25 protein-coding genes and 1 pseudogene are annotated in these 25,810 nt (G+C 67.9%); 14 read left to right on the top strand and 12 right to left on the bottom strand.

The window, feature by feature from the left end; translation table 11 throughout:
- Positions 1–118: 118 nt before the first annotated feature.
- From atpB to HKD39_RS00115, 5 genes are all read right to left on the bottom strand, one after another.
- Positions 119–916 (bottom strand): F0F1 ATP synthase subunit A, encoded by a 798-nt coding sequence (gene atpB / locus HKD39_RS00135; protein WP_171197836.1) that lies wholly within the window; start codon positions 914–916, stop codon positions 119–121.
- Complete coding sequence (locus tag HKD39_RS00130) at positions 913–1,194, bottom strand: AtpZ/AtpI family protein (protein ID WP_171197835.1); 282 nt, start codon at positions 1,192–1,194, stop codon at positions 913–915. Before HKD39_RS00130 ends, atpB begins: the two co-directional genes overlap by 4 nt.
- A 210-nt stretch (positions 1,195–1,404) precedes the next feature.
- Positions 1,405–1,887, bottom strand: a complete 483-nt coding sequence (locus HKD39_RS00125; RefSeq protein WP_171197834.1) for a Cg1360 family ATP-synthase-associated protein — start codon at positions 1,885–1,887, stop codon at positions 1,405–1,407.
- Complete coding sequence (locus HKD39_RS00120) at positions 1,884–3,074, bottom strand: MraY family glycosyltransferase (RefSeq protein ID WP_171197833.1); 1,191 nt, start codon at positions 3,072–3,074, stop codon at positions 1,884–1,886. Before HKD39_RS00120 ends, HKD39_RS00125 begins: the two co-directional genes overlap by 4 nt.
- A 50-nt stretch (positions 3,075–3,124) precedes the next feature.
- Positions 3,125–3,772, bottom strand: coding sequence for an L-threonylcarbamoyladenylate synthase (locus tag HKD39_RS00115; RefSeq protein ID WP_171197832.1), 648 nt, complete (start codon positions 3,770–3,772; stop codon positions 3,125–3,127).
- Between the two features lie 222 nt (positions 3,773–3,994).
- Here HKD39_RS00115 and HKD39_RS00110 point away from each other — a divergent pair, with 222 nt between their 5' ends.
- The 7 genes from HKD39_RS00110 (at position 3,995) to HKD39_RS00080 (ending at position 12,099) form a co-directional block, all read left to right on the top strand.
- A complete protein-coding gene (locus tag HKD39_RS00110) occupies positions 3,995–5,341 on the top strand; it encodes an exo-beta-N-acetylmuramidase NamZ family protein (RefSeq protein ID WP_171197831.1) in 1,347 nt (448 codons plus the stop codon).
- Positions 5,338–6,741 (top strand): serine hydrolase domain-containing protein, encoded by a 1,404-nt coding sequence (locus HKD39_RS00105; protein WP_212753723.1) that lies wholly within the window; start codon positions 5,338–5,340, stop codon positions 6,739–6,741. Before HKD39_RS00110 ends, HKD39_RS00105 begins: the two co-directional genes overlap by 4 nt.
- An 80-nt stretch (positions 6,742–6,821) precedes the next feature.
- Positions 6,822–7,763 (top strand): MurR/RpiR family transcriptional regulator, encoded by a 942-nt coding sequence (locus tag HKD39_RS00100; RefSeq protein ID WP_171197830.1) that lies wholly within the window; start codon positions 6,822–6,824, stop codon positions 7,761–7,763.
- A 97-nt stretch (positions 7,764–7,860) separates the two neighbouring features.
- Positions 7,861–8,859 (top strand): N-acetylmuramic acid 6-phosphate etherase, encoded by a 999-nt coding sequence (locus tag HKD39_RS00095; protein WP_171197829.1) that lies wholly within the window; start codon positions 7,861–7,863, stop codon positions 8,857–8,859.
- On the top strand, positions 8,856–10,250 hold the full coding sequence (locus HKD39_RS00090; RefSeq protein ID WP_171197828.1) for an extracellular solute-binding protein: 1,395 nt from the start codon (positions 8,856–8,858) through the stop codon (positions 10,248–10,250). Before HKD39_RS00095 ends, HKD39_RS00090 begins: the two co-directional genes overlap by 4 nt.
- 41 nt (positions 10,251–10,291) lie before the next feature.
- Positions 10,292–11,197 (top strand): carbohydrate ABC transporter permease, encoded by a 906-nt coding sequence (locus HKD39_RS00085; RefSeq protein WP_212753722.1) that lies wholly within the window; start codon positions 10,292–10,294, stop codon positions 11,195–11,197.
- Positions 11,194–12,099: a carbohydrate ABC transporter permease gene (locus tag HKD39_RS00080; protein WP_171197827.1), complete on the top strand. Its 906-nt coding sequence runs from the start codon at positions 11,194–11,196 to the stop codon at positions 12,097–12,099. Before HKD39_RS00085 ends, HKD39_RS00080 begins: the two co-directional genes overlap by 4 nt.
- Positions 12,100–12,120: 21 nt before the next feature.
- On the opposite strand, the gene HKD39_RS00075 is transcribed toward HKD39_RS00080, so the two are convergent.
- Positions 12,121–12,387, bottom strand: coding sequence for a hypothetical protein (locus HKD39_RS00075; RefSeq protein ID WP_171197826.1), 267 nt, complete (start codon positions 12,385–12,387; stop codon positions 12,121–12,123).
- A gap of 233 nt (positions 12,388–12,620) precedes the next feature.
- On the opposite strand from HKD39_RS00075, the gene HKD39_RS00070 reads away from it, so the two are divergent.
- Positions 12,621–13,040, top strand: a complete 420-nt coding sequence (locus tag HKD39_RS00070) for an NUDIX domain-containing protein (protein WP_212753721.1) — start codon at positions 12,621–12,623, stop codon at positions 13,038–13,040.
- Here HKD39_RS00070 and HKD39_RS20150 read toward each other — a convergent pair.
- Positions 13,041–13,136: pseudogene (locus HKD39_RS20150) on the bottom strand (phage tail protein); the annotation flags it as partial. It abuts the gene before it with no gap.
- 225 nt (positions 13,137–13,361) lie between these two features.
- On the opposite strand from HKD39_RS20150, the gene HKD39_RS00060 reads away from it, so the two are divergent.
- Genes HKD39_RS00060 through HKD39_RS00050 form a run of 3 tightly spaced genes read left to right on the top strand, consistent with a single transcriptional unit; the run spans position 13,362 to position 15,362 of the window.
- Entirely contained in the window at positions 13,362–13,739 is a 378-nt protein-coding gene (locus HKD39_RS00060; RefSeq protein ID WP_171197825.1) for a YciI family protein, read from the top strand.
- 1 nt (position 13,740) lies between these two features.
- The gene (locus HKD39_RS00055; RefSeq protein WP_171197824.1) at positions 13,741–14,127 is read left to right on the top strand and encodes a YciI family protein; all 387 of its coding nucleotides are present in this window, start codon (positions 13,741–13,743) and stop codon (positions 14,125–14,127) included.
- Positions 14,124–15,362 (top strand): DUF6596 domain-containing protein, encoded by a 1,239-nt coding sequence (locus HKD39_RS00050; protein WP_171197823.1) that lies wholly within the window; start codon positions 14,124–14,126, stop codon positions 15,360–15,362. Before HKD39_RS00055 ends, HKD39_RS00050 begins: the two co-directional genes overlap by 4 nt.
- Positions 15,363–15,433: 71 nt before the next feature.
- Here HKD39_RS00050 and HKD39_RS00045 read toward each other — a convergent pair whose 3' ends face one another.
- The 3 genes from HKD39_RS00045 to HKD39_RS00035 all read right to left on the bottom strand — a co-directional run bounded on the left by HKD39_RS00045 (position 15,434) and on the right by HKD39_RS00035 (position 20,695).
- A complete protein-coding gene (locus tag HKD39_RS00045) occupies positions 15,434–16,792 on the bottom strand; it encodes a hypothetical protein (protein ID WP_171197822.1) in 1,359 nt (452 codons plus the stop codon).
- Between the two features lie 374 nt (positions 16,793–17,166).
- Positions 17,167–18,492, bottom strand: a complete 1,326-nt coding sequence (locus tag HKD39_RS00040; RefSeq protein WP_171197821.1) for an ISL3-like element ISPfr2 family transposase — start codon at positions 18,490–18,492, stop codon at positions 17,167–17,169.
- A gap of 535 nt (positions 18,493–19,027) precedes the next feature.
- Entirely contained in the window at positions 19,028–20,695 is a 1,668-nt protein-coding gene (locus HKD39_RS00035; protein WP_171197820.1) for a PucR family transcriptional regulator, read from the bottom strand.
- A gap of 326 nt (positions 20,696–21,021) precedes the next feature.
- On the opposite strand from HKD39_RS00035, the gene HKD39_RS00030 reads away from it, so the two are divergent.
- From HKD39_RS00030 to HKD39_RS00015, 3 genes are all read left to right on the top strand, one after another.
- On the top strand, positions 21,022–22,188 hold the full coding sequence (locus HKD39_RS00030; RefSeq protein WP_171197819.1) for a glutathione-independent formaldehyde dehydrogenase: 1,167 nt from the start codon (positions 21,022–21,024) through the stop codon (positions 22,186–22,188).
- 1 nt (position 22,189) lies between these two features.
- Positions 22,190–22,759: a type 1 glutamine amidotransferase domain-containing protein gene (locus tag HKD39_RS00025; RefSeq protein ID WP_171197818.1), complete on the top strand. Its 570-nt coding sequence runs from the start codon at positions 22,190–22,192 to the stop codon at positions 22,757–22,759.
- A gap of 251 nt (positions 22,760–23,010) precedes the next feature.
- A complete protein-coding gene (locus HKD39_RS00015) occupies positions 23,011–24,141 on the top strand; it encodes an NAD(P)/FAD-dependent oxidoreductase (protein WP_171197817.1) in 1,131 nt (376 codons plus the stop codon).
- Between the two features lie 288 nt (positions 24,142–24,429).
- Here the strand turns inward: HKD39_RS00015 and tatC are convergent, their stop codons facing one another.
- The gene (gene tatC, locus HKD39_RS00010) at positions 24,430–25,131 is read right to left on the bottom strand and encodes a twin-arginine translocase subunit TatC (protein WP_212753719.1); all 702 of its coding nucleotides are present in this window, start codon (positions 25,129–25,131) and stop codon (positions 24,430–24,432) included.
- A 387-nt stretch (positions 25,132–25,518) separates the two neighbouring features.
- A partial coding sequence (locus HKD39_RS00005; protein WP_171197816.1) for a GlcG/HbpS family heme-binding protein occupies positions 25,519–25,810 on the bottom strand: 292 nt, incomplete at its 5' end.

The raw sequence follows: 25,810 nt of genomic DNA, 5'->3' as shown, positions 1-25,810 counted from the left end.
GGGTTGGTTCTCCCTTTCGGTAGTGCACTCGCCGGTTCCGCGGGCTGCGGAATCAGTGGGTTGGTCGTTGGTCAGTGCATGACGTGGCGGATAGCTGCTACTGCGTGGTGGAACGAGATCAGTGCGAGTCGGCCAGCGACCCCTCCAGGTAGATCGCGGCCAGCAGCGTGAACACATACGCCTGCAGACCGCAGATCATCAGCTCGAAGAACACCAGGCCGATGCTGGCGATGAACGGCAGCACGAAGAAGATCGAGTTGGCCCGCCAGTCGGTGAACAGGTAGACGGTGCCGGCTGCGGCCACCACCACCAGCATGTGCCCGGCGAACATGTTGGCGAACAGACGGACGGCCAGCGTGAACGGCCGCAGCACGATGTTCGACAGGAACTCGATCGGGATCAACAGGATGTGCATCGGCCAGGGCACACCCGGGATGTAGGTCTGCAGCTTGAGGTAGCCGAAGAAGCCATGCTTGCGGATGCCGACGATGTTGTAGATCAGCCAGACCAGCACCGCCAGGAACGCCGGCACGGCGAAGTGCGAGGTCACCGGCAGCTGGGCCAGCGGCACCAGCTCCCAGAAGTTCATCACGAAGATGAAGACGAACAGCGTGCACAGGAAGCCGGCCCACTTGCGGCCGTTGGGCCCGCCGAGGATTTCGATGGCGACGCCGTTGCGGACGAAGCCGTACACCGACTCGCCGGCGAACTGGATCTTGCTGGGCTGCACCGCCGCGCGCCGTGACGCTGCCATGAAGAAGGCGATGATCAACACCACGCCGAGGACCAGCAGCACCATCGCCTTGACCGACGAGATGACCGTGCCGTTGCCGATCGGGTCGGGGAAGAACGAGTGGGTGACGTCCGGCGGTTCGAACGCCGCGCGATACGCGGGTACGGACGGAGCGGAAATCACTCGGTCTCCCTTCGGGACCTGGCCGGTGGCGGCCCGGTGTCTGGGTCGGTCGGTCGCGTCTGTCCGGGCTGCGAATGGTCAACTCTGGCCACCACCGCGTAGATCCCGAGAGCCATTCCGATGATGACGCCGACCGGCAGGGCGAACTTGGTGCCCCACCACTGGTCGAGCAGCCAGCCGATCACTCCCCAGAGCGCGAGAGCCGCGAGCATCGAGGAGATCACGGCCCAGCCCTGGTCCGTACCAGCATGTCCGTGCATCACGGGAGGGCGCCGCATCTTCATGGCAAGCAGAACTCTAACAGTCGTCCGACCATGTTCCGGCACGCGGGGCGCCGTTTTTCTACATCACGTCGAAGTTTTCGCCCGACGACCGCCGGCCGAGGGCGGGTACGCCACGAGATCCCCTGCTGCCAGCGGACTTCGCCCGCCCGCATCGGGATTCGATCGACCCCGGCGCAGGTGCCGACTCGGGTCAGTTGGAGAGGTTCAGCTCGGGTCGACGTAGAAGATCTTGCTGGTCCAGACGTAGCGCATGTGCGCGCCCAGCCAGCAGAACAGCCCGAGGCCGACCGAGCCGGCCAGGTAGCGGGTGTCGACCCAACCGTCCCGCGGCATCACGGTGAGCACCACGCCGAGGGCGACGATCTTGAGCACATAGGTGGCCAGCGCCGCCGCCATGATGCGCTTCGGATTGCATGCCCCGACCCTGGCGATGATCACCGCGGACACGGTGAAGAACAGCCCGACGATGGCGCCACCGATCAGCGTCCCCCACACCGCGTACCAGCCGGTGACCAGACCGCCGACCACCGCCAGCACGGCGGTGCCGGCGCCGAGCGCCGCCCAACAGATCGGCAGATGCCCGAGCGACCAGACCGCCATGTCCGACCGCTTCGCCGCCCGCTCCGCGGTGGACAGGTCCAGCAGCGGGCGGTCGGCCGCGGCACCGCTTGGGTCGGGGCTGCTCATGCTGATCCTTCCGAGCCGGCGCCGGAGGCGCTGGGCACATTGACCAGGGTGCGGGAGCGGGTGAGCCGCCTGGCCCGCACCCGCGGCCACGCCGACACCACCACGGCAACGCCGAGCAGCAGCAGGATCGGCCCGATCGCCACCTGCCACGGCAGAAAGCTCAGCGACACCGCGCCGCCGGATATCACCACGGCCCATAAGTAAAAGACAAGGACGGCAGCCCTGTGGGTGTGCCCAATGTTGAGCATCCGGTGGTGCAGGTGCCGCTTGTCGGCCGAGAACGGGTGCCGTCCTTCCCTGGTCCGCCGCACCACGGCCATCAGGAAGTCGAGCAGCGGGATCAGCACGACGGCGAGTACCACGATCAGCGGCGAGAGCAACGCGACCGTGCTCTTGCCGCCGTAGGTGGACGAGTCCAGCCGGCCGCCGGCCGAGACGATGGCCGCCGCCATGGTCAGCCCGATGAACATCGACCCCGAGTCCCCCATGAAGATCCGGGCCGGCCAGAAGTTGTGCGGCAGAAAACCGACGCAGGCGCCGATCAGTGCAGCGGTGATCAACGGCGCCTGCGAGGCGCTGGTCGGATTGTGCGAGGCGGCCAGTTGGTGCACCGAGAAGACGAAGACGCCGATGCCGGCGATCAGCGCGACCCCGGCCAGCAGCCCGTCCAACCCATCGATGAAGTTCATCGCGTTGGTCAGCACCAGGGTGATCAGCACGGTGATCACCAGCCCCTGCGCCTGGCCCAGCGAGACGGTGCTGCCGTTGTCCCCCAGCGGTAGCCACATCTGCACCCACTGCACGCCGAACAGCACCAGCACCCCGGCGGCAAGGACCTGGCCGGCGAGCTTGGTCACCGCGTCAAGATCGAAGCGGTCGTCCAGCACACCGACCACACAGATCAGCGCGCCCGCCACCAGCACCCCGGTGATCTCGGTGGTGGATTCGAAGGCCTGCGACAACCCCGGCAGATGCCGGGCCAGCAGAACGGCGGCGGCAACGCCGAGGTAGAGCGCCACCCCGCCCATCCGCGGCGTCGGCAGCTTGTGCACATCCCGGTCGCGGATCGGGGTGAACGCCCCGATCCGGCGGGCCAACACCCGCACCACCGCGGTGATCAGGAACGTCACCAGTGCCGCGGTGGCGAACACCAGCGCGTACTCCCGCGCGGGGATCAGGGAAGGCACCCGGCCAGCGTAGTCGCCGGAGTTGTCCCCACCGGCCCGGTCGGGATGCCTCAGGAGCCTGCGGGAATCACCTCTCCGGCCACCTCACGAATCCGATCGAGCGACTCGGCGCCCTGACGCAGGATGCGCGGCACCTTGCCGGTCAGATCAACGATGGTGGACGGCTCGCCGACGGAGCTCTCCCCGGCCTCCAGATAGACGGCAACCTTGTCGCCGAGTTGAGCCTGCGCCGCCGCGGCGGTGGTGGCCGGCGGCTGGCCGGTGACGTTCGCGCTCGACACCGCCATCGGCCCGACAGTGCGCAGCAGTTCCAGCGCCACCGGGTCGAGGGGCATCCGGACCATCACCGAGCCACCGGTGTTGCCGAGGTCCCACGCCAACGACGGAGCGTGCTCCACCACCAGCGACAGCCCGCCCGGCCAGAACGCCTCGACCAGCCGGCGCGCCACCGGCGACACCGCCGTCACCAACCCGTCGATGGTGGTCCAGGAGCCGACCAGCACGCCGACCGGCATGTCCGGTCCGCGGCCCTTGGCCGCCAGCAGCTGGGCCACTGCTGCCGCGTTGAACGCGTCGGCGCCGATGCCGTAGACGGTGTCCGTGGGCAGCACCACCAGGTTGCCGGCCCTTGCCGCTTGGACCGCGGCGGCGATCCCGGCCCGCCGAGCGGTCGGATCGGCGCAATCAAAGGTCGTCATGGCGCCAGTTTGGCATGCGTATCGATCGCCGATCGGGGCGGCACCGCGGCGGTGCCTGGCCGAGTCGCCGGAGCCGTTGGCCGCTTCCTGCCAACCCCGCGCCGAGACCTTGTGCGCAGCGAGCCGATGCAGTTTAGTCCCAGGTGCGACGCACGGAATGTGAACCATTCACCAGCGGCGACCGGCACGCTGACCGATCGCCGCGCTACCCAGGGAGCACTGATGAGCGCGCTCAACCGCAGAAGGTTGTTGACCGCCACCGGATTGGGGGTGGCCGCGGCGGCGGCCCCTATCGGCGTCAGCAACGCGGCCGCCGCGCCGGCAGCGCCCGGCGCCATGGCGGCAGCCACCGCCGCAGCCCCGGCGATGCCGGCCGCTTCGGTCTCAACAGGGTTCGAGGTCCTTGCCGCGCAAGAGTTCTCGGCACTGCGCGGCCGCAAGCTCGGCATCATCACCAACCCGACGGGGGTGGACGCCCAGCTGCGCAGCATCGTCGACGTGATGCACCGGACCGGCGCACTGAACATCGTCGGGATCTTCGGGCCGGAGCACGGTTTCCGCGGCACCGCGCAGGCCGGCGGCTCTGAGGGCACGACGAAGGACCCGCGCACCGGGCTGACCGTCTACGACGCCTACGGCGCCGGGGTGTCGAAGATGACGGAGCTGTTCCGCACCGCCGGCGTCGACACCGTGCTGTTCGACATCCAGGACGCCGGCGCCCGCTTCTACACCTACATCTGGACCATGTTCACCGCCATGCAGGCAGCCATCGCGGTGAACGCCGAGTTCGTGGTGCTCGACCGGCCGAACCCGTTGGGCGGCAAGGCCGACGGGCCGATGATGACACCGGCGTTCACCTCCGGCGTCGGCGCCGGGCTGATCGTGCAGCAGCACGGCATGACGGTCGGCGAACTGGCCCGCTACTACGACGGCGAGCTGCTGCCGGACGTCGCCGGCGGCCGGCTGCGCAAGCTCACCGTCGTGCCGATGACGGGCTGGCGGCCCGACATGCGTTACGCCGACACCGGTTTGGCCTGGGTGCCGCCGTCACCGAACATGCCGACGCCGGACACCGCACTGCTGTATCCCGGCACCGGGATGTTCGAGGGTGTTGTGCTCACCGAGGGTCGCGGCACCACCCGGCCTTTCGAGATTCTCGGCGCACCGTTCGTCGACTATCGATGGGCGGAAGCCGTTGCCGCACAACGTCTCCCCGGCGTCCGGATTCGCGAGTGCTACTTCACCCCGACGTTCGGCAAGTTCACCGGCGAGGTGTGCGGCGGCGTTCAGGTGCACCTCGACGACATCCAGGCCGTCCAAGCCATCCCGCTGGCGATCCACTTGCTGGTGGCGGCGCGGCAGCTCTACCCGGAATTCGGCTGGCGCAAGGACAGCTGGGACCCGCAGCGTCCTTACTGGATCGACAAGCTCACCGGGTCGACCCGGCTGCGCGAACAGATCACCGCCGGCGCCAGCGCCACCGCGGTGGTGAGCGCCTACCAACGCGAACTGTCGGCCTTCAAAGTCCGCCGACAGCGGTACCTGCTCTACCCGGGAGGCCGGCCGTGAGCGGCGACGGCGAACTGCGCGCACCAGGACTGTCCCGCCGGGCTCTGCTGCACCTCGGTGGGGCCGGGTGCCTGTCTGTCGCCGCGGCCACTTTCTTCTCCCGACCGCCCGCATCGGCGGCCGCTCTCGACCAAGCAGCAACGCAGGAATGGACCTTCATGAACGTCGACCAGCTTCGCCCGGGGGCACCGCAATCGGTGGGCTTGAACCCGGGGGCGATCGCCGACGCGATGACCGCGATCGTGGCCAACGAGCGGGACTCGCCGGATCGGCCGCGGGCCTATCCGTCGGCCGTCGCGGTGCTGGGCTACCGGGGCCGCATCGTCGCCGAAGAGGCCAGCGGTTTTGCCCGGTTGTACCAGGCGCCGCGGGACCCGGCAGCGACCGAGGCCGTGCTGCTGCCGGCGCCGGCCAGGATCCCGGCCCGCACCGACACCATCTACGACCTGGCGTCGCTGTCCAAGCTGTTCACCTCGATCGCGGCCGTGCAACTGGTGGAGCAGGGCCGGCTCGACCTGGACGCGCCGGTGCAGCGCTATCTGCCGGCCTTCACCGGGCCGGGCAAGGAGCGTGTCACGGTGAGCATGCTGCTCACCCACACCTCCGGGTTCCCGGCCTGGGTGCCGCTCTACTCGAAGTACCCCGACCCGCAGAGCCGGATGCTGGGTGCCCTGCAGACTCCGCTCACGTTCCTGCCGGGCACCGACTACCGGTACTCGGACCTGAACATGATCACCCTGCAGCAGGTGATCGAGAAGATCACCGGCCACCGGCTGGACGCCGTGGTGCGCAGCCGGATCACCGGGCCGTTGCGCATGCGCGACACCAACTATGCGCCGGACGGCCGCCGCCGCCCGCGGATCGCGGCGACCGAATGGCAGCAGGTGCCCGACCGCGGCATGGTCTGGGGCAGCGTGCACGACGAGAACGCTTGGGCGCTCGACGGTGTCGCCGGGCACGCCGGCGTGTTCTCCACCGCCGGCGATCTCAGCGTGTTGGCGCAGACCCTGCTCAACGGCGGCGTCTACGCCGGGCACCGCATCCTGCGGGAGGAATCGGTGCGGCTGTTGGTGACCGACCGCAACGGCGCGTTCCCCGGCCACGCCCACGGGCTCGGCCTCGAGCTCGATCAGCCTGCCTACATGGGCGCTGCGACGGGGCCGGCGACGGCCGGACACACCGGCTTCACCGGCACCAGCATCGTCATCGATTTCGTCCGCGGCAGCTTCGCGATCCTGCTCACCAACCGGGTGCATCCCAGCCGCAACGGGCGCAGCCTGCAACCGATCCGGGCCGCTTTCGCCGGCGCGTTGGCCACCGCGATCGACGCCGGCACCGACCCGCCTGGCGGATCGGCGCGCCCGGCGGTTGCCCCGCCTGCCGGCACCGGTCGGGCCTGACCCCAGCGCTGGACACGGGCCGGGCCGGAACCATCGGTATTGCCGTGGTTTGCCGCCCCGGCGGACGTACGGTAGCGATCATGGCCGAGCGTCGTTCCCGAACCAGCACCCAGCGCCGCGGGCAGTCCGCTGCTACCCCACCGCCCACCGCCGAGCAGGGACGTCCGCTGTTGGTGCATCTGCGCGGGTTGCGGCCGACGCTGACGCCCGCGGAGGAACGGGTGGCCGCGCTGGTGCTGGACAACCCAGCGGCGGTGTCCGCGCTGACCATCTCCGAGCTCGCCGACCGCGCCGCCACGTCGGAGACCACCGTGCTGCGGTTCGCGAAACGCCTTGGGCTGAGCGGATATCCGCAGTTGCGGCTGGCCCTGGCAGCCGCGTCGGCTGCGGCCACTGCTGCGGCCGGCGCGACGCCGCCGCGCGGCGACATCAACGCCAGCGACAGCCTCGACGACATCCTCGCCAAGGTCGCCTCGGCCGATGCCGCAGCGATCACCGACACCGCCAACAGCATCGACCGCAGGGCGCTGGCCAATGCGGCCGGCGCGCTGGCCAAGGCCGGTCGCATCGACATCTACGGCATGGGCGCGTCCGGCCTGGTGGCCGCCGATCTGCAGCAGAAGCTGTACCGGCTGGGCTTTGTGGCGTTCAGCTTCAACGACCCGCACCTGGCGCTGACCAGCGCTGCGCTGCTGGGCCGGTCGGATGTCGCGGTGGGCATCTCGTACTCCGGCACCACCACCGAGTCGGTGGAGGCGCTGCGCGCCGCCGCCGCGCACGGCGCCAAAAGCATTGCGATCAGCAACTATCCGATGGCGCCGCTGGCCGCCGCTGCCGACATTTCGTTGTTGACGGCGGCCCGGGAACCGAGCGAACGCTCCGGCGCCACCGCCAGCCGGATGGCCGCGCTGCTGGTGGTGGATTGCCTGTATCTGGCCACCGCCCAGCAGCATCTGCCGCGGGCCCGCAAGGCGGTGGCCGCCACCCGGCGGGCCGTCCGCGGGCACCACACCGACGACTGACCAAACCCGCCCCGACCGGGCGCGGGTGCGCTGCGACACCCGGTCGTCAGTTCTTCACATCGTTGACTCGGCCTGAGGAAAAATCTAACCTCAGCGGATGCTTCCAGAGGTCGCGGTGCAGTCACCGACCGAAGACCGCAACCCGGCGACCGCCGAGATCGACACCAAAGACTCGCTCGCCGTGTTGCAACTGCTCAATCAACAGGACCGCCAGGTCGCCGCTGCGGTCAGTACCGTGCTTCCGGCGCTCGCACCGCTGGTCGACATTGCCGTGCAACGCATTTCCGCCGGCGGCCGGGTGCACTACTTCGGCGCCGGTACCTCGGGCCGGTTGGCCGTGCTGGATGCCGCGGAGCTGCTGCCGACGTTCAACGCCCCCGCCGACTGGTTCGTCGCCCACCACGCCGGTGGTGCGGCCGCGCTGATCCGGGCCGCCGAGAACGTCGAGGACGACGAACGTTCCGGCGCCGCCGACGCCGCCGACACCGGCCCCGGCGACGTCGTCATCGGCCTGACCGCGTCAGGGCGCACCCCCTATGTGGCCGGGGCGCTGCGGGCGGCCGCCGACAACGGCGCGGTCACCGCGCTGGTCACCTCGCACCCGCATCCCGACATCACCGGGGTCGACGTGCTGCTGGCCGTTCCGACCGGGCCGGAGGCGATCACCGGCTCCACCAGACTCAAAGCTGGGACGGCGCAAAAGCTGGTGCTGAACGGGTTTTCCACCGCGGTGATGATCGGCCTCGGCCGCACCTACTCGAACCTGATGGTGGACATGCGGGCCACCAACGCCAAGCTGCGCGGGCGTACGGTGCGCATCCTGCGAGAGGCCACCGGCGCCGACGAGCAGACCGCTCGGGCGCACATCGAGGCCGCCGACGGCGAGTTGAAGACGGCACTGGTCAGCGTCATCGGCAGCGTCTCCGCCGCCGACGCCAGGGCCGCTCTCGCCGCCACCGGCGGGGTGGTCCGGCGCGCCCTGGCGGTGCTGCCCACCGCCGTTCACCCGTCACCTGCCGGTGGGTCAGGTTCTACGTCTGCACCATCCGCTACCGTTCCGCCGTCCGCACCCCGGTCCCAAGGAGAGCTGCCATGACACCGTCGTTCAGCAGTACCGTGCACCACGGTCCCATCCGCCGCGCGCGGCCCCGTCGCACCCTGCTGATGGCCGCCGCGGCAACGCTGACGGGGGCCTTGCTGGCGGCGGGCTGCGCGCCGTCCAACTCGGACTCGGCGTCCACCGGCACCGCGGCGGGCGCAGGCGGCTCGGCCGGCGGTTCGGGCGGCGGCGCGGCATCGGCCGACGGGCCGGTCACCCTGACGGTGTGGTCCTGGCGGGTGGAGGACACCGCCGCGTACCGCAAGATCTTCGATGCTTATCAGAGCAAGAACCCGGGCGTCACGGTGAACTTCAAGGCGTTCAAGGCCACCGAGTACAACCAGATCCTGGCCACCGGGCTATCCGGCTCGGACGGGCCCGACGTGCCGCAGGTGCGCTCCTACGGACAGCTGCAGGCCACCCTCGCCGCCAAGTCGCTGGTGCCGCTGGACGACACCCTCGATCTCAAGGGTTGGGATCCGACCATTGTGGCCAGCGCCAAGGGCAAGGCCGATGGCAAGCTGTACGCGGTGCCGTTCGCCCAGCAGAGCGTGCAGCTCTACTACAACCAAGATGTGTTCTCCGCCAACGGCATCAAGCCGCCGACCACCTGGAAGGAGTTCCAGGACGCCTGCGCGAAGCTCAAGCAGGCCGGGGTCACCCCGCTGGCCATCGGCGGCAAGGACGACTGGACCCTGCCGATCGTGCACGAGGCGGTGGCGGCAAGTCGCTTCGGCGGCAAGGAGTTCGCGGCAGCGGCGGCCAGCGGCAAGAAGAACTTCACCGACCCGAACTGGACCGCGTCCATCCAGACCGTCGCCGACCTGAAGCAGTACATGCCCGACGGCGTCACCGGCGTGCCACTGACCGACGCCGTCACCCTGTTCGCGACCGGCAAGGCCGCGATCTTCCCCGGCGGTTCTTACGATCTGGCGATGCTCAAGGCCGCCAACCCCGACCTGAAGCTTGGGGTGTTCCAGATGCCGGTGGTGGACGGCTCCCCCGCCGGGGCCACCCCGACCACCGCCGGCTGGGCCGACGGCAACTTCGGGGTGAACGCCAAGAGCAAGAACGTGGCGGCGGCCAAGAAGCTGGTGAAGTGGATGTCCACCAAGGAGTTCGGGCAGCTGGTGGTGGACGAGATCAAGCAGGTCTCCGCGGTGCCTGGGGTGACCTTCTCGGACCCGGTGATGAAGCAGATGAGCGACTTCTACGCCAAGAACCCGTCGCCGTACTTCCTGCTCACCGATTTCCGTTACGGCACCCCGTCCGGGGGCGAGCTGTTCACCAAGGGCATGGTGAACGTGTTGCTGGGCAAGCAATCTCCCGCTCAGGTCGGCACCGACATGGACAAGGGCCTTGCGGCCTGGTTCAAACCCCAGCAGTAGGGCGTTGACCGGCGGAACGGAGCTGAGGGGCGAGCGCGGCGATGAGAATGCGGTTGGGCACGGCGGCCCTTTTCGTGCTGCCGGCGCTGGTGCTGTTCGGGGTGTTCATCCTTTACCCGATGGTGACCGCGTTCAGCTACGCCTTCTTCGACTGGCAGGGCACCAGCCGCGGCGCGTTCGTCGGGTTCAAGCAGTTCGAGGCACTGTTCACCAAGCCGCCGTTCACCACCGATCTACCGCGGGCGCTACTGCACAACATCGTGTTCTTCCTTGCCACCATCGTGCTGCAGAACAGCATCGGCCTCGGCATCGCCTCGTTGCTGCACTCGAGGGCGAGTACCCGGCGGGCACTGCAGACCCTGTTCGCGGTGCCGTACCTGGTGAGCCCGTTGGTGGTCGGCTATCTGTGGAGCCTGTTGCTGTCGCCGGCGTTCGGGCCGGTGAACACCCTGCTGCGCAAAGTCGGCCTCGAGTCGTGGGCGCTGCCGTGGCTCGGTGATCCGACGACGGCGCTGCCGGTGGTGATCCTGATCAGCGTCTGGCAGTGGATCGGGTTCCCGGTACTGCTGTACGGGGCGGCGCTGGGCGGCATCCCCGAGGAGTTCAGCGAGGCGGCGCGGGTGGACGGCGCCCGTCCTTCGCAGATCTTCCGGCGGATCAAGCTGCCGCTGCTGCTGCCGGCGATCGGCACCGTCAGCGTGTTGACCTTCATCTTCGCGATGGAGGCGTTCGCGCTGCCGTACGCCGTCGGCGGTAGTACCGGCAATCCGGGCGGGGCCACCGACTTCTTGTCGTTGTTGTTCTACCGCACCGCTTTCGACTCCGGCGCCACCGATGCCATCGGCACCTCGTCGGCGCTGGCGACACTGTTGTTCGTGGTGATCTTCGGTGGGGCGTTGACGGCCACCTGGGTGCTGCGCCGGCAAGAACGGCGGTTGCTGGGATGACGGCCACCACCACAGTGCCGGCCGCGCCGGCGCCCAGCGATCCGCTGCGGCAGCCGAAGGCCGCCGGCGGCGGAACGACCCGACGCCGCGGTCCGGGGCGGGTGGCGGCCTCGATCATCTTGTGGGGCTACGCGATCGTGGCGCTGCTGCCGCTGCTGATCATGGTGATGTCGTCGCTGCGCACCAACATGCAGCTGGCCACCGATCCGCTGGGGCTGCCCACCTCGCCCACCTTTGCCGCCTATCGGCGCGCGTGGACGCAGGGGCAGTTCGGCGCGTACTTCCTGAACTCGCTGCTGGTCACCATCGGTGCGGTGGCACTGTCGACGGCGGTGTCCACCGCGGCGGCGTATGCGTTGGCGCGCAGCAACTCCCGCATCATGCGGGTGCTGGAGGCGCTGTTTCTTTCCGGGCTGATGCTGCCCATTCACCTTGCGGTGCTGCCGATCTTCTATCTTTTCGATGGGGTCGGGCTGATCGATTCAAGGATCGGGCTGATCCTGCTGTACGGTGCCGGCGGGGTTCCGTTCTCGGTGTTCGTGCTCGGCGCCTTCTTCCGGCAGGTGCCGGGCGAACTGGAAGAAGCCGCCGCTATCGACGGCGCCGGGCCGTGGCGGGTGTTCACCACGATCATGATCCCGCTGGTGCGTCCGGCACTGGCGACGGTGGCGGTGTTCCGCTTCGTGCCGATCTGGAACGACTTCCTGTTCCCGCTGGTGCTGCTGCGCAGCGACAGCAAATACACCCTGCCCGTTGGCCTTTCCACCTTCTTCGGCGAGCACGCCAACGACTACTCCACCATCTTCGCCGGCCTGGTGATCACCACCCTGCCGCTGATCGCACTCTTCGCCATCGCCACCAAGCAGATCGTCGCGGGGCTCACCGCGGGGATGAGCAAGTAGCCCGGCGGGATCCACTTGGGGTCAGTCGTCGCCGTCGTCTGCTTCCCACTCCCGCACGAGACTGCGGCGCAGCAGATCACATTGCACCTGTAGTTCGCCGAGCAGTTCCTCCTTGTTCGGGGCTGACGTCGCGCGGAACGCCCACGTCGCCTCCCCGTCGGCATCGAGGTACTTCACCACGACGAACGCCATGATCGGCGTCGCCCCCTCCTCCAGCGGAGCCATCTCCAGGCCCCGCAGCAACTCGCCAATGGGCCGGCGCTCTGGCTCGTCGTCGTTCGGTTGCATGGTTATCCCATCTCCTATCGAAATGCGGATCGTGCGAGGTCAGCACGGCGAATCATGACAATGCTGCTGGAAGCCGGCCCAACTACGAGTACCAGAGGGGACGAACAGACATCCGACCAGTGGCCGGTGTCGATGCGACTGAGCAGGGTCCACGTCCGCGCCGACGGCGTCACTTGGGACCTCACCCCAGGACGCATGCCCGGCCACGCCCACACGGCCGCCTGATCCCGGCCATGATCCTGATCGCGACCGTGGTGCTCGTTCGCAATGATCGTGTGCTCATGACGCACCGCCACCCGGCGCACGAGGCCTACCCCGACCGGTGGGCGCTCCCCGGCGGACACGTCGAACCCTGCGAGTCCTCCCGCGATGCAGTCGTCCGGGAATGCCTGGAGGAGTTGGGCATTCACGTTCGCAATCCTCGTCCGGTGCCGCTAACGGTGCACGCGCCGCACCTGACGACAGACGGCTTCGTGGTCACCCGATGGGACGGTGAGGCAGCCAACCTGGCGCCCGGCGAGCACGACGACCTGCGCTGGTGCCGGCTGGACGAGCTCACCCACCTGCAGCTCGCACACCCGGAGTCCCTGCCCGACATCATCAGTGCCATCGACCTCACACTCGGGAGCGCCAGTGGGCCGAGCTCCGCCTAGAGCCTCGTTGGCGCGCAGGCCGGCAAGCGCCTCGGCGACCGGCGAGGACTCCAGTCCAACGGTCGGCACGGTCTGGAAGTCAACGGCATACGACATCAGGTGCTCTCCTTCTTTGTCGAAGAGATCGCCGCTGGTCCCGCCGATCTCGCACGTATGCCGAACCTAGTGCTTGATGATGGTCCGGCGAAGTACGGGCGGCCGGTTCGCGACGTCTCGACCGCTCTTGAAAATTGCTCCGGGTCGGGTGTCGTATCGGATCGCGCCCGTTCGTGGAGTTGATGTACGGCGGCCAACCGGGCCGCCGCAGCACGAGGAGACGACATGCCGCAGTACCTGATCGCATTCAACGACGAGTGGGTGGGCGAACACACCCTGGACGAGCTGCGCGCCAAGAGCAAGGCGGCGCTGCAGGTCGTCGACGAGATGGAGAAGGCCGGTGTCTTCGTCTTCAGCGACGGCGGCATCGGTGCGGAGACCGCACTGTTCAACGTGTCGGCACGGGACGGCAAGCCGGTCTTCAGCGACGGCCCGTTCGTGGAGACCAAAGAGCACCTCGGCGGCTTCTGCGTCATCAAGGTCGACGACGACGCGGCAGCACGCGAATGGGCCGGCCGGATCGCGGTCGCCCTCGACTGGCCGCAGGAAGTGCACCGCTTCCCCAGCCGTGAAGAAATCCTGCAACTCAAGGACGGTGAGTGACATGCCTCGTTACCTGATGTCGGTCTTCGGGCCGGCCGAGCGCACCGAGTTCGGCAACTACGGCTCCAAGGAGGAGATGCTGCAGGCGTTCGCCGACACCGGCGCATTCAACGAAAAGCTCGAGAAGTCAGGCAAGTTCGTCTTCGCCGGCGGTCTCGCCGAAGCGACGACCGCCACCGTCGTCGACGGGCGGGGCGATCAGCCGGTGCTCACCGACGGCCCCTATCTCGAGTCCAAGGAGCACGTCGGCGGGTTCTGGGTGATCGACGCCGCTGATCTCGACGAGGCGCTCGCGCTCGCCGCCGACGGGTCGAAGGCGTGCCGCGGCAAGGTCGAGGTGCGACCGTTCCAGACCGCAGAAGACTTTCAGGGCCTGCTGGATTCGTGACGACGGTCGACGAGGCGATCGCCCGCGCTCACCACGACGAGTGGTCGCGGGTGGTCGCCGGCCTCGCGCGCCGCTTCGGGGACCTGGACGTCGCCGAGGAGGCCGCCGCCGAGGCGTTCGCGACAGCGGTCGAGCGGTGGCCGGCTGACGGCATACCGCCGAACCCCGGCGGCTGGCTGACCACCACTGCGACGCGCAAGGCGATTGACCGGCTGCGCCGCGAATCCCACCGCGACACCAAACATCAGGCCGCTCAGATGCTGTATGACGATTCGGTCCCGGAGCCGACCGGCCCCGTGCAGGACGACCGGCTTCGCCTCGTCTTCACCTGCTGCCACCCGGCACTCGCCATGGACGCGCGCGTTGCGCTCACCCTGCGACTGCTCGGGGGCCTCACCGTCGCTGAGATCGCACACGCCTTCCTCGTGCCGGAAACCACTATGGCGGGGCGGATTACGCGAGCGAAGAAGAAGATCAAGGCGGCGCACGTGCCCTACCGGGTGCCGAGCGCCGACGACGTGCGCTCCCGCCTCGCCGGGGTGCTCGCGGTCCTCTTCCTCGTCTTCAACGAGGGCTACCTGGCGAGCGCCGGCGACGACGCGGTGCGGACCGACCTCAGCGACGAGGCGATCCGGCTGACGCGACTGCTTCGCTCGCTGCTGCCGGACAACGGCGAGGTCTGCGGGTTGCTGGCGCTGATGGTGCTGACCGATGCCCGTCGCGCCGCGCGGGTGTCACCGGACGGTGCACTCGTCACTCTCGGCGAGCAGGACCGCGGGGTCTGGGACCGGGCGATGATCAAGGAGGGGCACGCGCTGGTGCGTGAGCGGATCGCGGCCGTCGCCGCCGGAGCCGAACCCCCTGGGCGCTACCAGCTGCTCGCGGCGGTCAACGCGGTGCACACCGATGGGGACACCGCTGCCGCGACCGACTGGCCGCAGGTCGTCGCGCTCTACGACCGGCTGCTCGCCCTCGACCCTTCGCCCATCGTGCGACTCAACCGCGCAGTCGCGGTTGCCGAGGTTGCTGGTGAGGAGTCCGCTCTGGCCGAGATCGACTCTCTGGCAACCGAACTCGATGGTTACCACGCGTTTCACGCGACCCGCGCCGATCTGCTTCGCCGGCTGTCGCGCACCGACGAGGCGCGCGCGGCATACGACCGGGCGATCGAGCTGGCCGGCAACCCGGCCGAGCGTGCCTACCTGAGCCGGCGACAGGCCGAGCTCGACGGCTGATCAGCGACCGGCGCCCGCAGGGTCCACAGTGTCGGGGACTCTGGGCTGCCTGCATCGGACCCGCCCACCGCTCATAGTCGGGCGGTGGTGCACGCGTGGCGACCGCGCAGCGCTTCGACAAGCAGGTCCGCCTGGGGGAACTTCCAGATGTCCTTGTCGGAGGGCGGGGGCACCCAGTCGTCCCAGTCGAACAGCGGTGTGAACACCGGCCCGAGCTGCAGGTGCTTGTGCAGCTGCCGACCGTCCAGGAACACCGACCGGCGGCGGTCCGCCACGGCGGCAAGGAGGCTCTCGGCCCACGAGTCGTTCGTCCCGCGGCGAGCGGTCAGCGTGGAATCCGGCTGCTCGAAACGCCGCACCCGCACGGTGGCGATATCGGACGGTCCCGCTTCGAGCTGGTCCAACTGGCCCGCATCGATCAGCGTCCACTCCGCCTCGTCCAGCGTGTGCACGCCGCCGCCGAACCCTACCGCGGTGAATTCGATCCCGATACTGTGCTCAGCTCCGTTGCTGCGCAACGCTTGGAACACCAATCCGTCGGCCCCGCGCGAGGCATAGCCGGTGACGTGGAGCGCCGGCCTGTCGGGGTCGATTCGAGGCCGGTCGAAGGCTCTGAACACGCTCGCCAGATCGGCCATGGTCACCGGCTGCCGGCTGCGCGGAATGTCACCTCGCGGGCAAGCCGCGAGCCGTTCCCGGACAGCAGCAGCGACCGGGGGGACCGCGATCCGTTGATCGGCAAGCAGCCGATCGGCCCGATTCTTACCGAGCCGCCGGCGCAGTCGCCGCTTCGCCCCGCGCGGGTCGTCGGCGAACAACACTCGCAATGCCTTGGCCGCGACCGGATCTGCGTCCGTCAGATACTCGGTGCCCTCGTCGGGGTGCTCTTGTAACCAATGCCGCAGCATCGCGTCAGGTTCGTCGAGGTACGGGCGCCATGGCGGGTCGTCCAGATCGGAGTCCACCCCACGGATCGACGCGGCCAGCTCGAACGCCCTCCGGGAACGACACCCCAGCAAGCACGGGTACAAGCACCACGGCACGTCCCACAGCACTCCCTGCCGGTCAACACGGGACGCTATCCACGGCAGCACACCCTCCTCGCCGTACCGCTCCAGCGCCGCCAGGTTCTCCATGCCGCGCACATGATCACGCCACACCAGACCGGTTGCCACACGCACGAACTCACCGGCATCGGCAAGGCTCAGAAGAGCCGCCCACCAGCGGTCGATATCCAACACCCGCACCCCATCGACCAGCTCTTCGGTGTGCCGCTCGAACACCGACAGCCCGGCCAGCTCCCGACGCGCCACCTGCACCGGCCACAGCCCCCGCGCGTCGAGCGGCACCCCCAGACCCGCCACCGAACTCGCCAGATCAGACAACTTGGCCTCCGGGACCGCGCCACTGCGGGTCCATTCGGGACTCACCCGCTTGAAGCAATTCGGAAATTACGCCGGCGCTAGCACTTTCGTTCCGGTGGTATAACGAGCGTAGGAGCCTTGCCGAGGTCAAACCGGTCGGCTAGCCTCTCGATTAGTTTGTGAGCATCTGAAATGGCTGCTTCTTTTCCGGGGTCGGACCAGCCACTTGCTCGGACTGGAATCGCGCGGTCAATCTGTGCCAGAACCCTTCGCTCGGATCGGTGAACACGGATTTTCGTTGCAGGGCCGCCGACCCAGGCGAAGACGTGGCATTGAGGAGCATTGGAATTGCGCCACCAATCATCCCATTCGTCGGCGTTGTCGTTGATCGAACTTAATATCTGGTCGATGAACCTGTAATACGGTGGTAGTTTGTTGGCTCATCCCAATCGGGGGTGTAGGAGTTGGGGTCTGAAGCCGCCGGTCTCGAGCAGGCTTCGGGCGATGTAGTTGGTCAGGTTGCGGAACCCGAGTGCGGAGCCGCGCAGGTGTTCCAGCCGTCCGTTGAGCGCCTCGGTCGGCCCGTTGCTGGTGCCGGGTCGTTCGAAGTAGGCGAGCACGTCAGCGGCCCGCTTCCTCAGGGTCCGGCCCAGGGTGGTGAGCTCGGTGAGCACCTTGGGGACGCCGGCGCTGAGGTCGGTGATCAGCTTCTCCATGAGCTCGCGGCCACGTTGCCGGTCCTCGTGGCGATAGGCGGCGATCATGCGCTGGTAGACACCCCAGGTCGCCTCGACCTCGACGTGAGCGTCATCAACGAACAGCGCGCGTAGCCTGTCGCTCTGCTTGTCGGTGAGCAGGTCCGAGCCGGTGTGCAGCGTGCGCCGCGACTTGTAGAGCGGGTCGTCCCTGAACCCACGGTGCCCGTGGATCGCGAGTTGGACCCGGCGCCGGCACCTGTCGAGGGCGTCACCGGCCAGGCGCACGACGTGGAAGGGATCCATCACCGTGACCGCGTCCGGGATCTCCTCTGCAGCGGCGGTCTTGAACCCGGTGAAGCCGTCCATCGCGACCACCTCGACCGCGTCACGGAAGGCGTCGTCGCGGTCGGCGAGCCAGGTCTTGAACGCCGCCTTCGACCGGCCCTCGACCATGTCCAGCAGCCTTGCTGGCCCGGCGCCATCGCGGACCGGGGTGAGGTCGATGATCACGGTGACGTACTTGTCGCCACGCCTGGTGTGGCGCCAGACGTGCTCGTCGACGCCAATGACCTTCACGCCCTCGAACCGCGTGGGGTCGTTGATCAGCAGCCGCTTGCCTTCAGCCAGGACCGCGTTGTTGGCGGTGTCCCACGCGACCCCGAGTCCCTCGGCGACACGGACGACGGTGAGGTGTGCGACCACGATCCCTTCCAGCGCCCACCGCAGCCCGGTGCGCGAGAGCTTCGCGCGTGGCTCCGCCGCGGCGCTGGTGTCTTGGCGCCACACGTGTCCGCAGTCGGCACAGCGGTAGCGGCGCACTACAACTTCCAGCACGGTCGGTCGCCAGCCCAGCGGCTCGTGGGCCAACCGCCGGATCACGGTGTCACGAGCAGCGCCTTCGCTGCCGCACCGTCGGCACCACTGATCTGGTTCCACCACGCGGCACGCGAGGACCGCACGATCCGGTTCAAGTCGTTGTCCGGTCACGCTCAGACCGAGGCCGTCGAGTCGAGCGAAGGCGGTCAGGTCAGGGCGGCCGAAGCCGGCCGGCGGGGTAGCGTCGGACACGTCGAGGTCTTTCGGATGGATGGCGTAGGAACCTCCGTCGTCGGGAGACCTCGACGTCTATCTGCAGACCGACGCGCCGCCCGGCCGACCTACACCGTCATCTGGGAAGAGCCGTCAAACACGTGTCCCAGCCGCGAAACTTGAGTCCAGGGGAACCATCGCTCGAGTTGTCGCGGAAATCTATTGTGCTCTCGAACTTGATATAGAAGCGCTGATATGGAAAGACGGTTATCCCGTTTTTTTCCCAGCAGACCTCAGAAAGACTTCGCTCCTATTTTCCAGTAGATCGCTGGGGCCGAACGGAGCCGATGCGCCTGGGACCGAACCGTAGCAGGTCTGATACTGCCCTGTGCGGGGGCGCATGCCGCACCCATATCCCCCGCGGAAATCGTAGATCTTTGCAATGTTTCCGTTCGGTCCAGACTCATCCGTCGAGAAATACGTAATTCGCCAACTGTGTGATCGACCTCCGAGTAGGACTTGCTTGGCGGTGATCCGAACCGTTTGAATAGCAACGCAGCTTCCTGTCCCGGACCTACGGATTGGGCGTACCGCTCCGTACGGCGTCCCGCGGGGGCTCGCCGACGGGGGCACGGCGCAGTCGCCGGGCACGGGCCGCCAGGTGGAGGTTGAGTTTCGTCTCGACGTCGGTGAGGTCGTGGCCCGAGATCTGGGTGATGCGGCTGAGTCGGTACCGCAGTGTGTTCCGGTGGATTGAGAGCGCTGCTGCCGTGTCGGCGTACTTGCCTCCGTGGTCGAGGTACGCCGCTAGCGTGAGGACGAGTTCGGTGCCGTGGCGGCGGTCGTAGCTCAGCAGGTCGCCGAGCCAGTCGCTGACGAGGCGTTCGACCTCATCGGCATTGGCGTCAAGGGCAAGGAGTCGGTCCACTCCCAAGTCGGCGTAGGCAATGAAGCCATACGGATTGGCGGACTGCTGACGAGCCCTGAGTGCTCGTTGGGCTTGCTCATAGGCTCGTGGTATCTGCTGCGGCGAGTTGATCTGCTCCCCTTTGGCGATCACACCGTTGGTGTCGCCGTAATCGCGGGACAAGTCGTCGAACAAGCGGCCGATGTCGACACCTCGACGGGCGAGGGCGACGACCAGTCCCTGGTTCCGGACGACCAAGCAGGGCAGTCGCTGACGAGCAATGGCCCTCCGAACGTGATCGACGTCGCGGTCGTGCCAGCGGTGATCCCTGACGGAGGACCACGCGGACACGATCAGGTCGTGCGGAACGCCAAGGTCGTGGCCCTGGGCAGATGCCCGGTCCAAGGCAACGTCGTCCGGGAGCCCTTCGAGGAGGTCGTCGAGGAGGTCTCGACTCAGTCGGTTCTCCAGTTCATTCATCGCTGCGGCATGAGCCCTCAGCAGCCCCAGTGCGACGCCGGCGTATTGCAGAGCGAACAATACGTCGTCTTGCTCTTTGTCCGGTGGCACCTCCAGTTCGATCGTGCCGAGTTCGGGGCGTCCGCCGATCACCGCCTCGAGCGAGGTTCGCTCGAGGACCGGTTGATACCTGTCGGCAACCGTGATCCGTGTCGTCTCGTGCCCGAATCTGTCCCGCAGCACGACAGTGGAGCCAGTGAGCCGGCTCAGCGAGGTGGCCACTTCGAGCTCAGTCCCGGTCGTGGCGAGTCGGGCGAACTCCTCAAGCACCCCCTCCCGATGATGCAGGGCCGCGACGGTGCACGCCATCTCGTTGTTGGCTGAATCGAGCTCGCGGGCGCGTCGGCGGTGGCGCTCGTGCAACTCCGCGTCCGCCAGCGCCGTCCCGAGGAGGTCGCCCAACTGCTCGATGACGAACAGTTGTTCGGGGTCGGGCCGGGCGGAGCTGCGAAGGACCAGCTGGCCCGGTGCGCCGTTCAAGACCGCGACAGAGGTCGTAGACGTCCAGGAGTCGCCGTGGTCCTGCACGAATACCCGTTCACCGGTGGGGGGGCTCGGTTCCGCCGGCCTCGCTGGCTCACCGGGGGGCAGGGTGGTCCACTCCTGGTGACGCTGGAAGCTGACGTGAACCAAGGTGCAGCCGGTCACCGACTCGACCCCACGCGCCAGGACGTCGATGACCCCGTCCACGTCGTGACGTTGCAGCATCGTCACGGACATCACCAGCAACTCATGGAGACCGGTGAGGGCACGCTCCAGATCTAGCCCGTCGATGTCCGCAACGGTTCGGGTCGAGGCAGGCTCTGAGACGGTCATCTCGCGGTCCCTCGCCGACCCACCCGGGATCCCTCTGTGACGTAGGGACCCAACAGGTCGTCGCGCTGAGCGGCACCACCTCGGTGCCTGCAGCACTGATGTATCGCGGGATCCAGTCCGAGTTCGTGAGAGCTCATCGGTCCTCGTCAACTCTCGGGGGGCAGCGTTGCGCCCACCGTATCCCTTCCGCTGCGCACGCAACGTAGGGAGTTGTGCACTCGACCCAAGTTGGCACCGGGGTTTGGACCTGGCGTGCCCATGACTTCCTGGTGGTCGGCGGCGAGCGTGGAGGGGTCGGAAGGCCCACACAACGATTGGAGATTCGTATGAAGGCTGTCGTGTATCAGGGACCCCGAGACGTCGCAGTCACCGATGTTCCGGACGCGAAGATCGAGCGGCCCACTGATGTGCTGGTCAAGATCACAACCACCAACATCTGCGGCTCGGACCTGCACATGTACGAGGGGCGGACCTCCTTCGAGCAAGGCCGGACGTTCGGTCACGAGAACATGGGGGAGGTGGTGGAGGTCGGCCAGGGCGTAGAGAAGGTCAAGGTGGGCGACCGGGTCGTGTTGCCCTTCAACATCTCGTGCGGGTTCTGCAAGAACTGCGAGCGCGGGCTCACGAACTATTGCCTGACGACGCAACCTGACCCGTCGACCGCCGGTGCGGCCTACGGGTTCGCCGAAATGGGCCCGTACGGCGGCGGGCAGGCGGAGCTGCTCCGGGTGCCCTTCGGCGACCACAACGCGCTGCGCCTGGGTGAGGACGCGCAGGAGAAGGAGAACGACTACGTCATGCTCTCCGACATCTTCCCCACCGGCTACCACGCCACCGAGATGGCCGGCGTGATCCCGGGCGACAGCGTCGTGATCGCCGGGGCAGGACCGGTGGGGCTGATGGCTGCCCTGTCCGCGACGATCAAGGGCGCCGCGAAGGTGATGGTGGTAGATCGCCACCCCGACCGGCTCGCGCTGGCCGAGCAGATCGGAGCGATCGCCATCGACGACTCCAAGGTCGACCCCGTGCAGGCTGTGCTGAACGAGACCATGGGGCTCGGAGCCGACCGCGGCTGCGAGTGCGTCGGCTACCAGGCCCACGATCCTCAGGGCAACGAAGATCCGGCTGCCACCTTGAACATGCTCATCAACGCCGTGCGGTTCACCGGCGGGATCGGCACCGTCGGCGTGTTCGTTCCTCAGGATCCAGGGGCCAAGAGCGACTTGGCCAAGCAGGGCAAGGCGGCAATCGACTTCGGCTTGCACTGGTTCAAGGGGCAGACCATGGGCAACGGTCAGTGCCCGGTCAAGAAGTACAACCGCCGGCTGCGGGATCTGATCGCGGCTGACAAGGCGAAGCCGTCCTGGATCGTCTCCCACGAGATCTCGCTGGAGCAGGCTGCCGATGCCTACAGGAACTTCGACTCCAGGGCCGAGGGCTGGACCAAGGTCGTCATCAAGCCCGGCATGTCGAGCGGAAAGAAGGCGAGCTGACATGGCCGCGGATCTGCAGGGCAGGAGGGTCGCGATTCTCGCCGCGGACGGGGTCGAGCGCGTCGAGCTCGAGCAGCCCCGCGAGGCACTTGACCGGGCCGGGGCTCGGACCGAGGTCCTCTCGGTCCACGACGGCGAGATCCAAGCGCGTGACAACGACCTGGATGCCGCGGGCACGTTCACCGTCGACGGGCTGGTCGCCGATGCTTCCGTGGGCGACTACGACGCCCTGCTGCTTCCCGGCGGCACGGTGAACCCCGACCAGCTCCGGGTCGACGAGGACGCCGTTTCCTTCGTCCGCGAGTTCGTCGAGAGCGGTAAGCCCGTGGCGGCGATCTGTCACGGGCCCTGGACGTTGATCGAGGCCGGCGTGGTCACTGGCCGCACCCTGACGTCGTTCCCGAGCATCCGCACGGATCTGCGCAACGCCGGTGCCGAGGTCGTCGATGAGGACGTGGTGGTTGACGAGAATCTGATCACCAGCCGCTCACCCGACGACCTGCCTGCGTTCTGCGACACGATCGTGTCCCGGTTCGCGGGCACCTCGACACAGCAAGAGGCGACGTCATGAACGCGACGAAGGGCTTGCTGGTCAGGTTCGACGCGCTGCCCGGCAAGGAGAACGAGGTGGAGGCGTTCCTCGACCTCGACGTACTGGCCTTCAAGCTCCCCACCTGACACCACGGATCGGGAGCGCAGGCCCAGAGCAGAGGGGGCCGCTGCCAGCGCCGACTTCGGGCTTGCGCAGCCCGCGGACGACATCGCAGCGGCCCCTTCTCTTGCGCCTACCGAAAGTCCCGAACAGATAGATGAGGAACCGCGATGACGAAAACTGACGACGGCGCTGCCACTACGGGTTCACCCGAGGTAGCAGTGATCGGGGGCGGGATCGTCGGTCTGTCGACGGCGTACGCGTTGCAGGAACAGGGTGTGCCGGTGCGCCTGTACGAGGCCGGTCTGCCCGGGACGGGTCAGTCCGCAGGCGAGTCACGGATCTTCCGGCACGCCCACGACGACCCGCGACTCGTGACGTTCGCGCGAGAGAGCCGCGGCGTATGGGATGAGTGGGCCGAACACTTTGACGTCGAGCTGGTCTCATCAGACGGTGTCGTGGCGATCGGCGACAGCGCACTGGCGCGGCTGCGTGTGCTCGACCGTGTCGGCGGCGTGGAAGCCCACGAGCTCGATGCAGCCGAGCTCGCCCAGCGAATGCCGCTGCTCGCTGGGTACTCGGGGCCCGCGGTGCTCGACGAGTCGGGAGGCGCGATCCGCACCCGCGCCGCGATCACGGCACTCACGGGTGCCCTCGGAGACGCCGTCACCACCGGGGAGGTGATCTCCATCGACCCCCGCACCGACGGGACGGTCGAGGTGCGCAGCGTCACCGACCGGGCTGTCTACTCCAAGGTGGTCGTGTGCGCCGGCCGCGAGACCGCCCGCCTGGCACGCAGCGTCGGCCTGTCGCTGCCGGTTCGCCTCGCCGCACACGTACGGCTGACCTTCGACGTGAAAGCCGCTGCCCCGGAACGAGTCGCGTGCCTGCAGGACAGCAGCGGCGTCTTCGGCGAAGTCGGCGTCTACGCGACGCCGTTACCGGGCAACAGCAGCTATGCGGTCGGACTCAGCGAGACCGTCGGCGTCCGCGACGACGGAACCTTCATCGACCCTGCGGCCATTCGATCGCTGGACGAACGCGCACGCGACTACGTGGCACGGGCGCTGCCCGGTCTCAACCCGGAGCCGCGCGACTTCCTTCACTGCTGGGTGACCGACCTCCCGTCGAGTGAGGACGGCGTGGCCGTGTGGGAGGCAAGTCCTGTCTTTTTTGTGGCCGGTCACAATCTGTTCAAGCAGGCACCATTGCTGGGTCGCGCCCTCGCCCTGGCTGCGACCGGCGGCGGGCTCTCCGCCGAGCTCACGCCCGAAGCGCGCCTGGGCGAGGCCCAGGGCTGACGGTGGTTCACAGTTGCGTCACTGCGCCATCTGGGTTGAATCACTTGATCCTTCAACGTGAGCGGAACGACCGGAACGGTTGAATCCTGAACGCCCGAAGACCTCGACCTTGGACTCGTTCGGCCGGGTAGTGGACTTGGACCTGTCAACCGGACCGGGTCAGGTCAAGTCCAACCCGGCGAGAAAATGTCGCCAGCGCACCGTGGTCTGCTGACCATGATCCCGGCGACGAGCATGACCAGAAGGAGCTTCTCGAAGGTCAAACCGAACATGGGGTGGACTCCTTCGTCACTCGGTCAGGGCGGGGCGTGCGCGGTCGGCGGTGATCGCATGCCGTGCTGCCCGTCGGTCGTGGAGGTGGGTGATGGCCATGGCGGCACCGAACAGCGCGGACATGGGTGCGGCGACGAAGAACATCGACAAGACGTCGGCCGCTGGCGTCACAAGAGCGCTGAGGAGAGTGATGATGACGACGATGACGCGCCAGCCCCGGCGCAGGGTCTGGGCCGACATCAGCCCGAGGAAGTTCAGCATCACCACGAAGACCGGCAGCACGAACGCGATCCCAATAGCGAGCACGATCTGCAGGACGAAGTCCACGTAGTAGGACGCGGTGAGGATCGTGCTGTCCTCGGTCGAGGCGAACCCGGTGAGCAGTTGCACCATGTGCGGGAACAGCAGGAAGCCGAAGGCGCAGCCGGCTGCGAACAGGGGCACCGCGGTCGCTAGGAACCCGAGGGTGTACTTCTTCTCGCGGCGGGTCAAGCCCGGGGTGACGAACGCGAACAGCTCCAGCAGCCAGACCGGGCTGGACACGATGACTCCGCAGAACAGGGCGATCTTGAGCTTGAGGTCGAACGCGCCGGTGACGGTGTCGTAGTTGAGGCTCGCGTTGCGTGACGCGGCGAGTTGCTCGATCGGCGCACGCAGGAGGTCGAGGACCTGGTCGGAAAAAGGGAAGCCGGCGACGACGCCGACCGATGGCGCCACTGTCGCGCGGACTCGACCGATGGCGCCACTGTCGCGCGGACTCCGCGTCGACGCGCCTCCCGCAGATGGTCGGCGAGGGGCATCGTGCCTCGCGCGACGGTGGCCGTGCTCATGACACCCTGCGGTCTGCGACCGGCGCGAGCGACGTGGTGGCTCCGGTGTCGCCGCCGGTGCTGACAGCGTCCTACCCGGTCGAGGACTGATTCGCAGGCCGAGGCTGCTGCGCGGGGGTGCCGGTGTCGTCGGCGGCGTGGACCTCGTCCTTCAGGGCATTGGTCTCTAAACAACGCCGCGCAGTGTTGTAAACGGCGCCGATAACGGACCGGGACTGCGGCTCCTTCGGTGGGTGGGCTGCCGGCCGGGGGCCGGGTTCGGTGCGGGTCGGTCTCAGAAGGCGCTGGCGGCGGCTTCGGCGACGGCCTGGTCTTGGTCACCGGTTCCTCCGCTGACGCCGACGGCGCCGACGACCTGGCCGTCGCGCTCGAGCGGGATGCCACCGGCGAAGACCATCACCCGACCGTCGTTGGAGGCGTGGATGCCGTAGAACTGCTCACCAGGTTGGGCGAGGTCGCCGAGGTCTTTGGTGGCTGTGTCGAACGCGCGGGCCGTGAAGGCTTTGTTGATCGAGATGTCGATGCTGCCCAGCCACGCTCCGTCCATCCGTACGTGAGCGACGAGA

It is taken from the genome of Nakamurella aerolata, from assembly GCF_013002705.1.
Lineage (GTDB): Bacteria > Actinomycetota > Actinomycetes > Mycobacteriales > Nakamurellaceae > Nakamurella > Nakamurella aerolata.
This window is presented reverse-complemented; position numbering and strand designations above follow the sequence as displayed.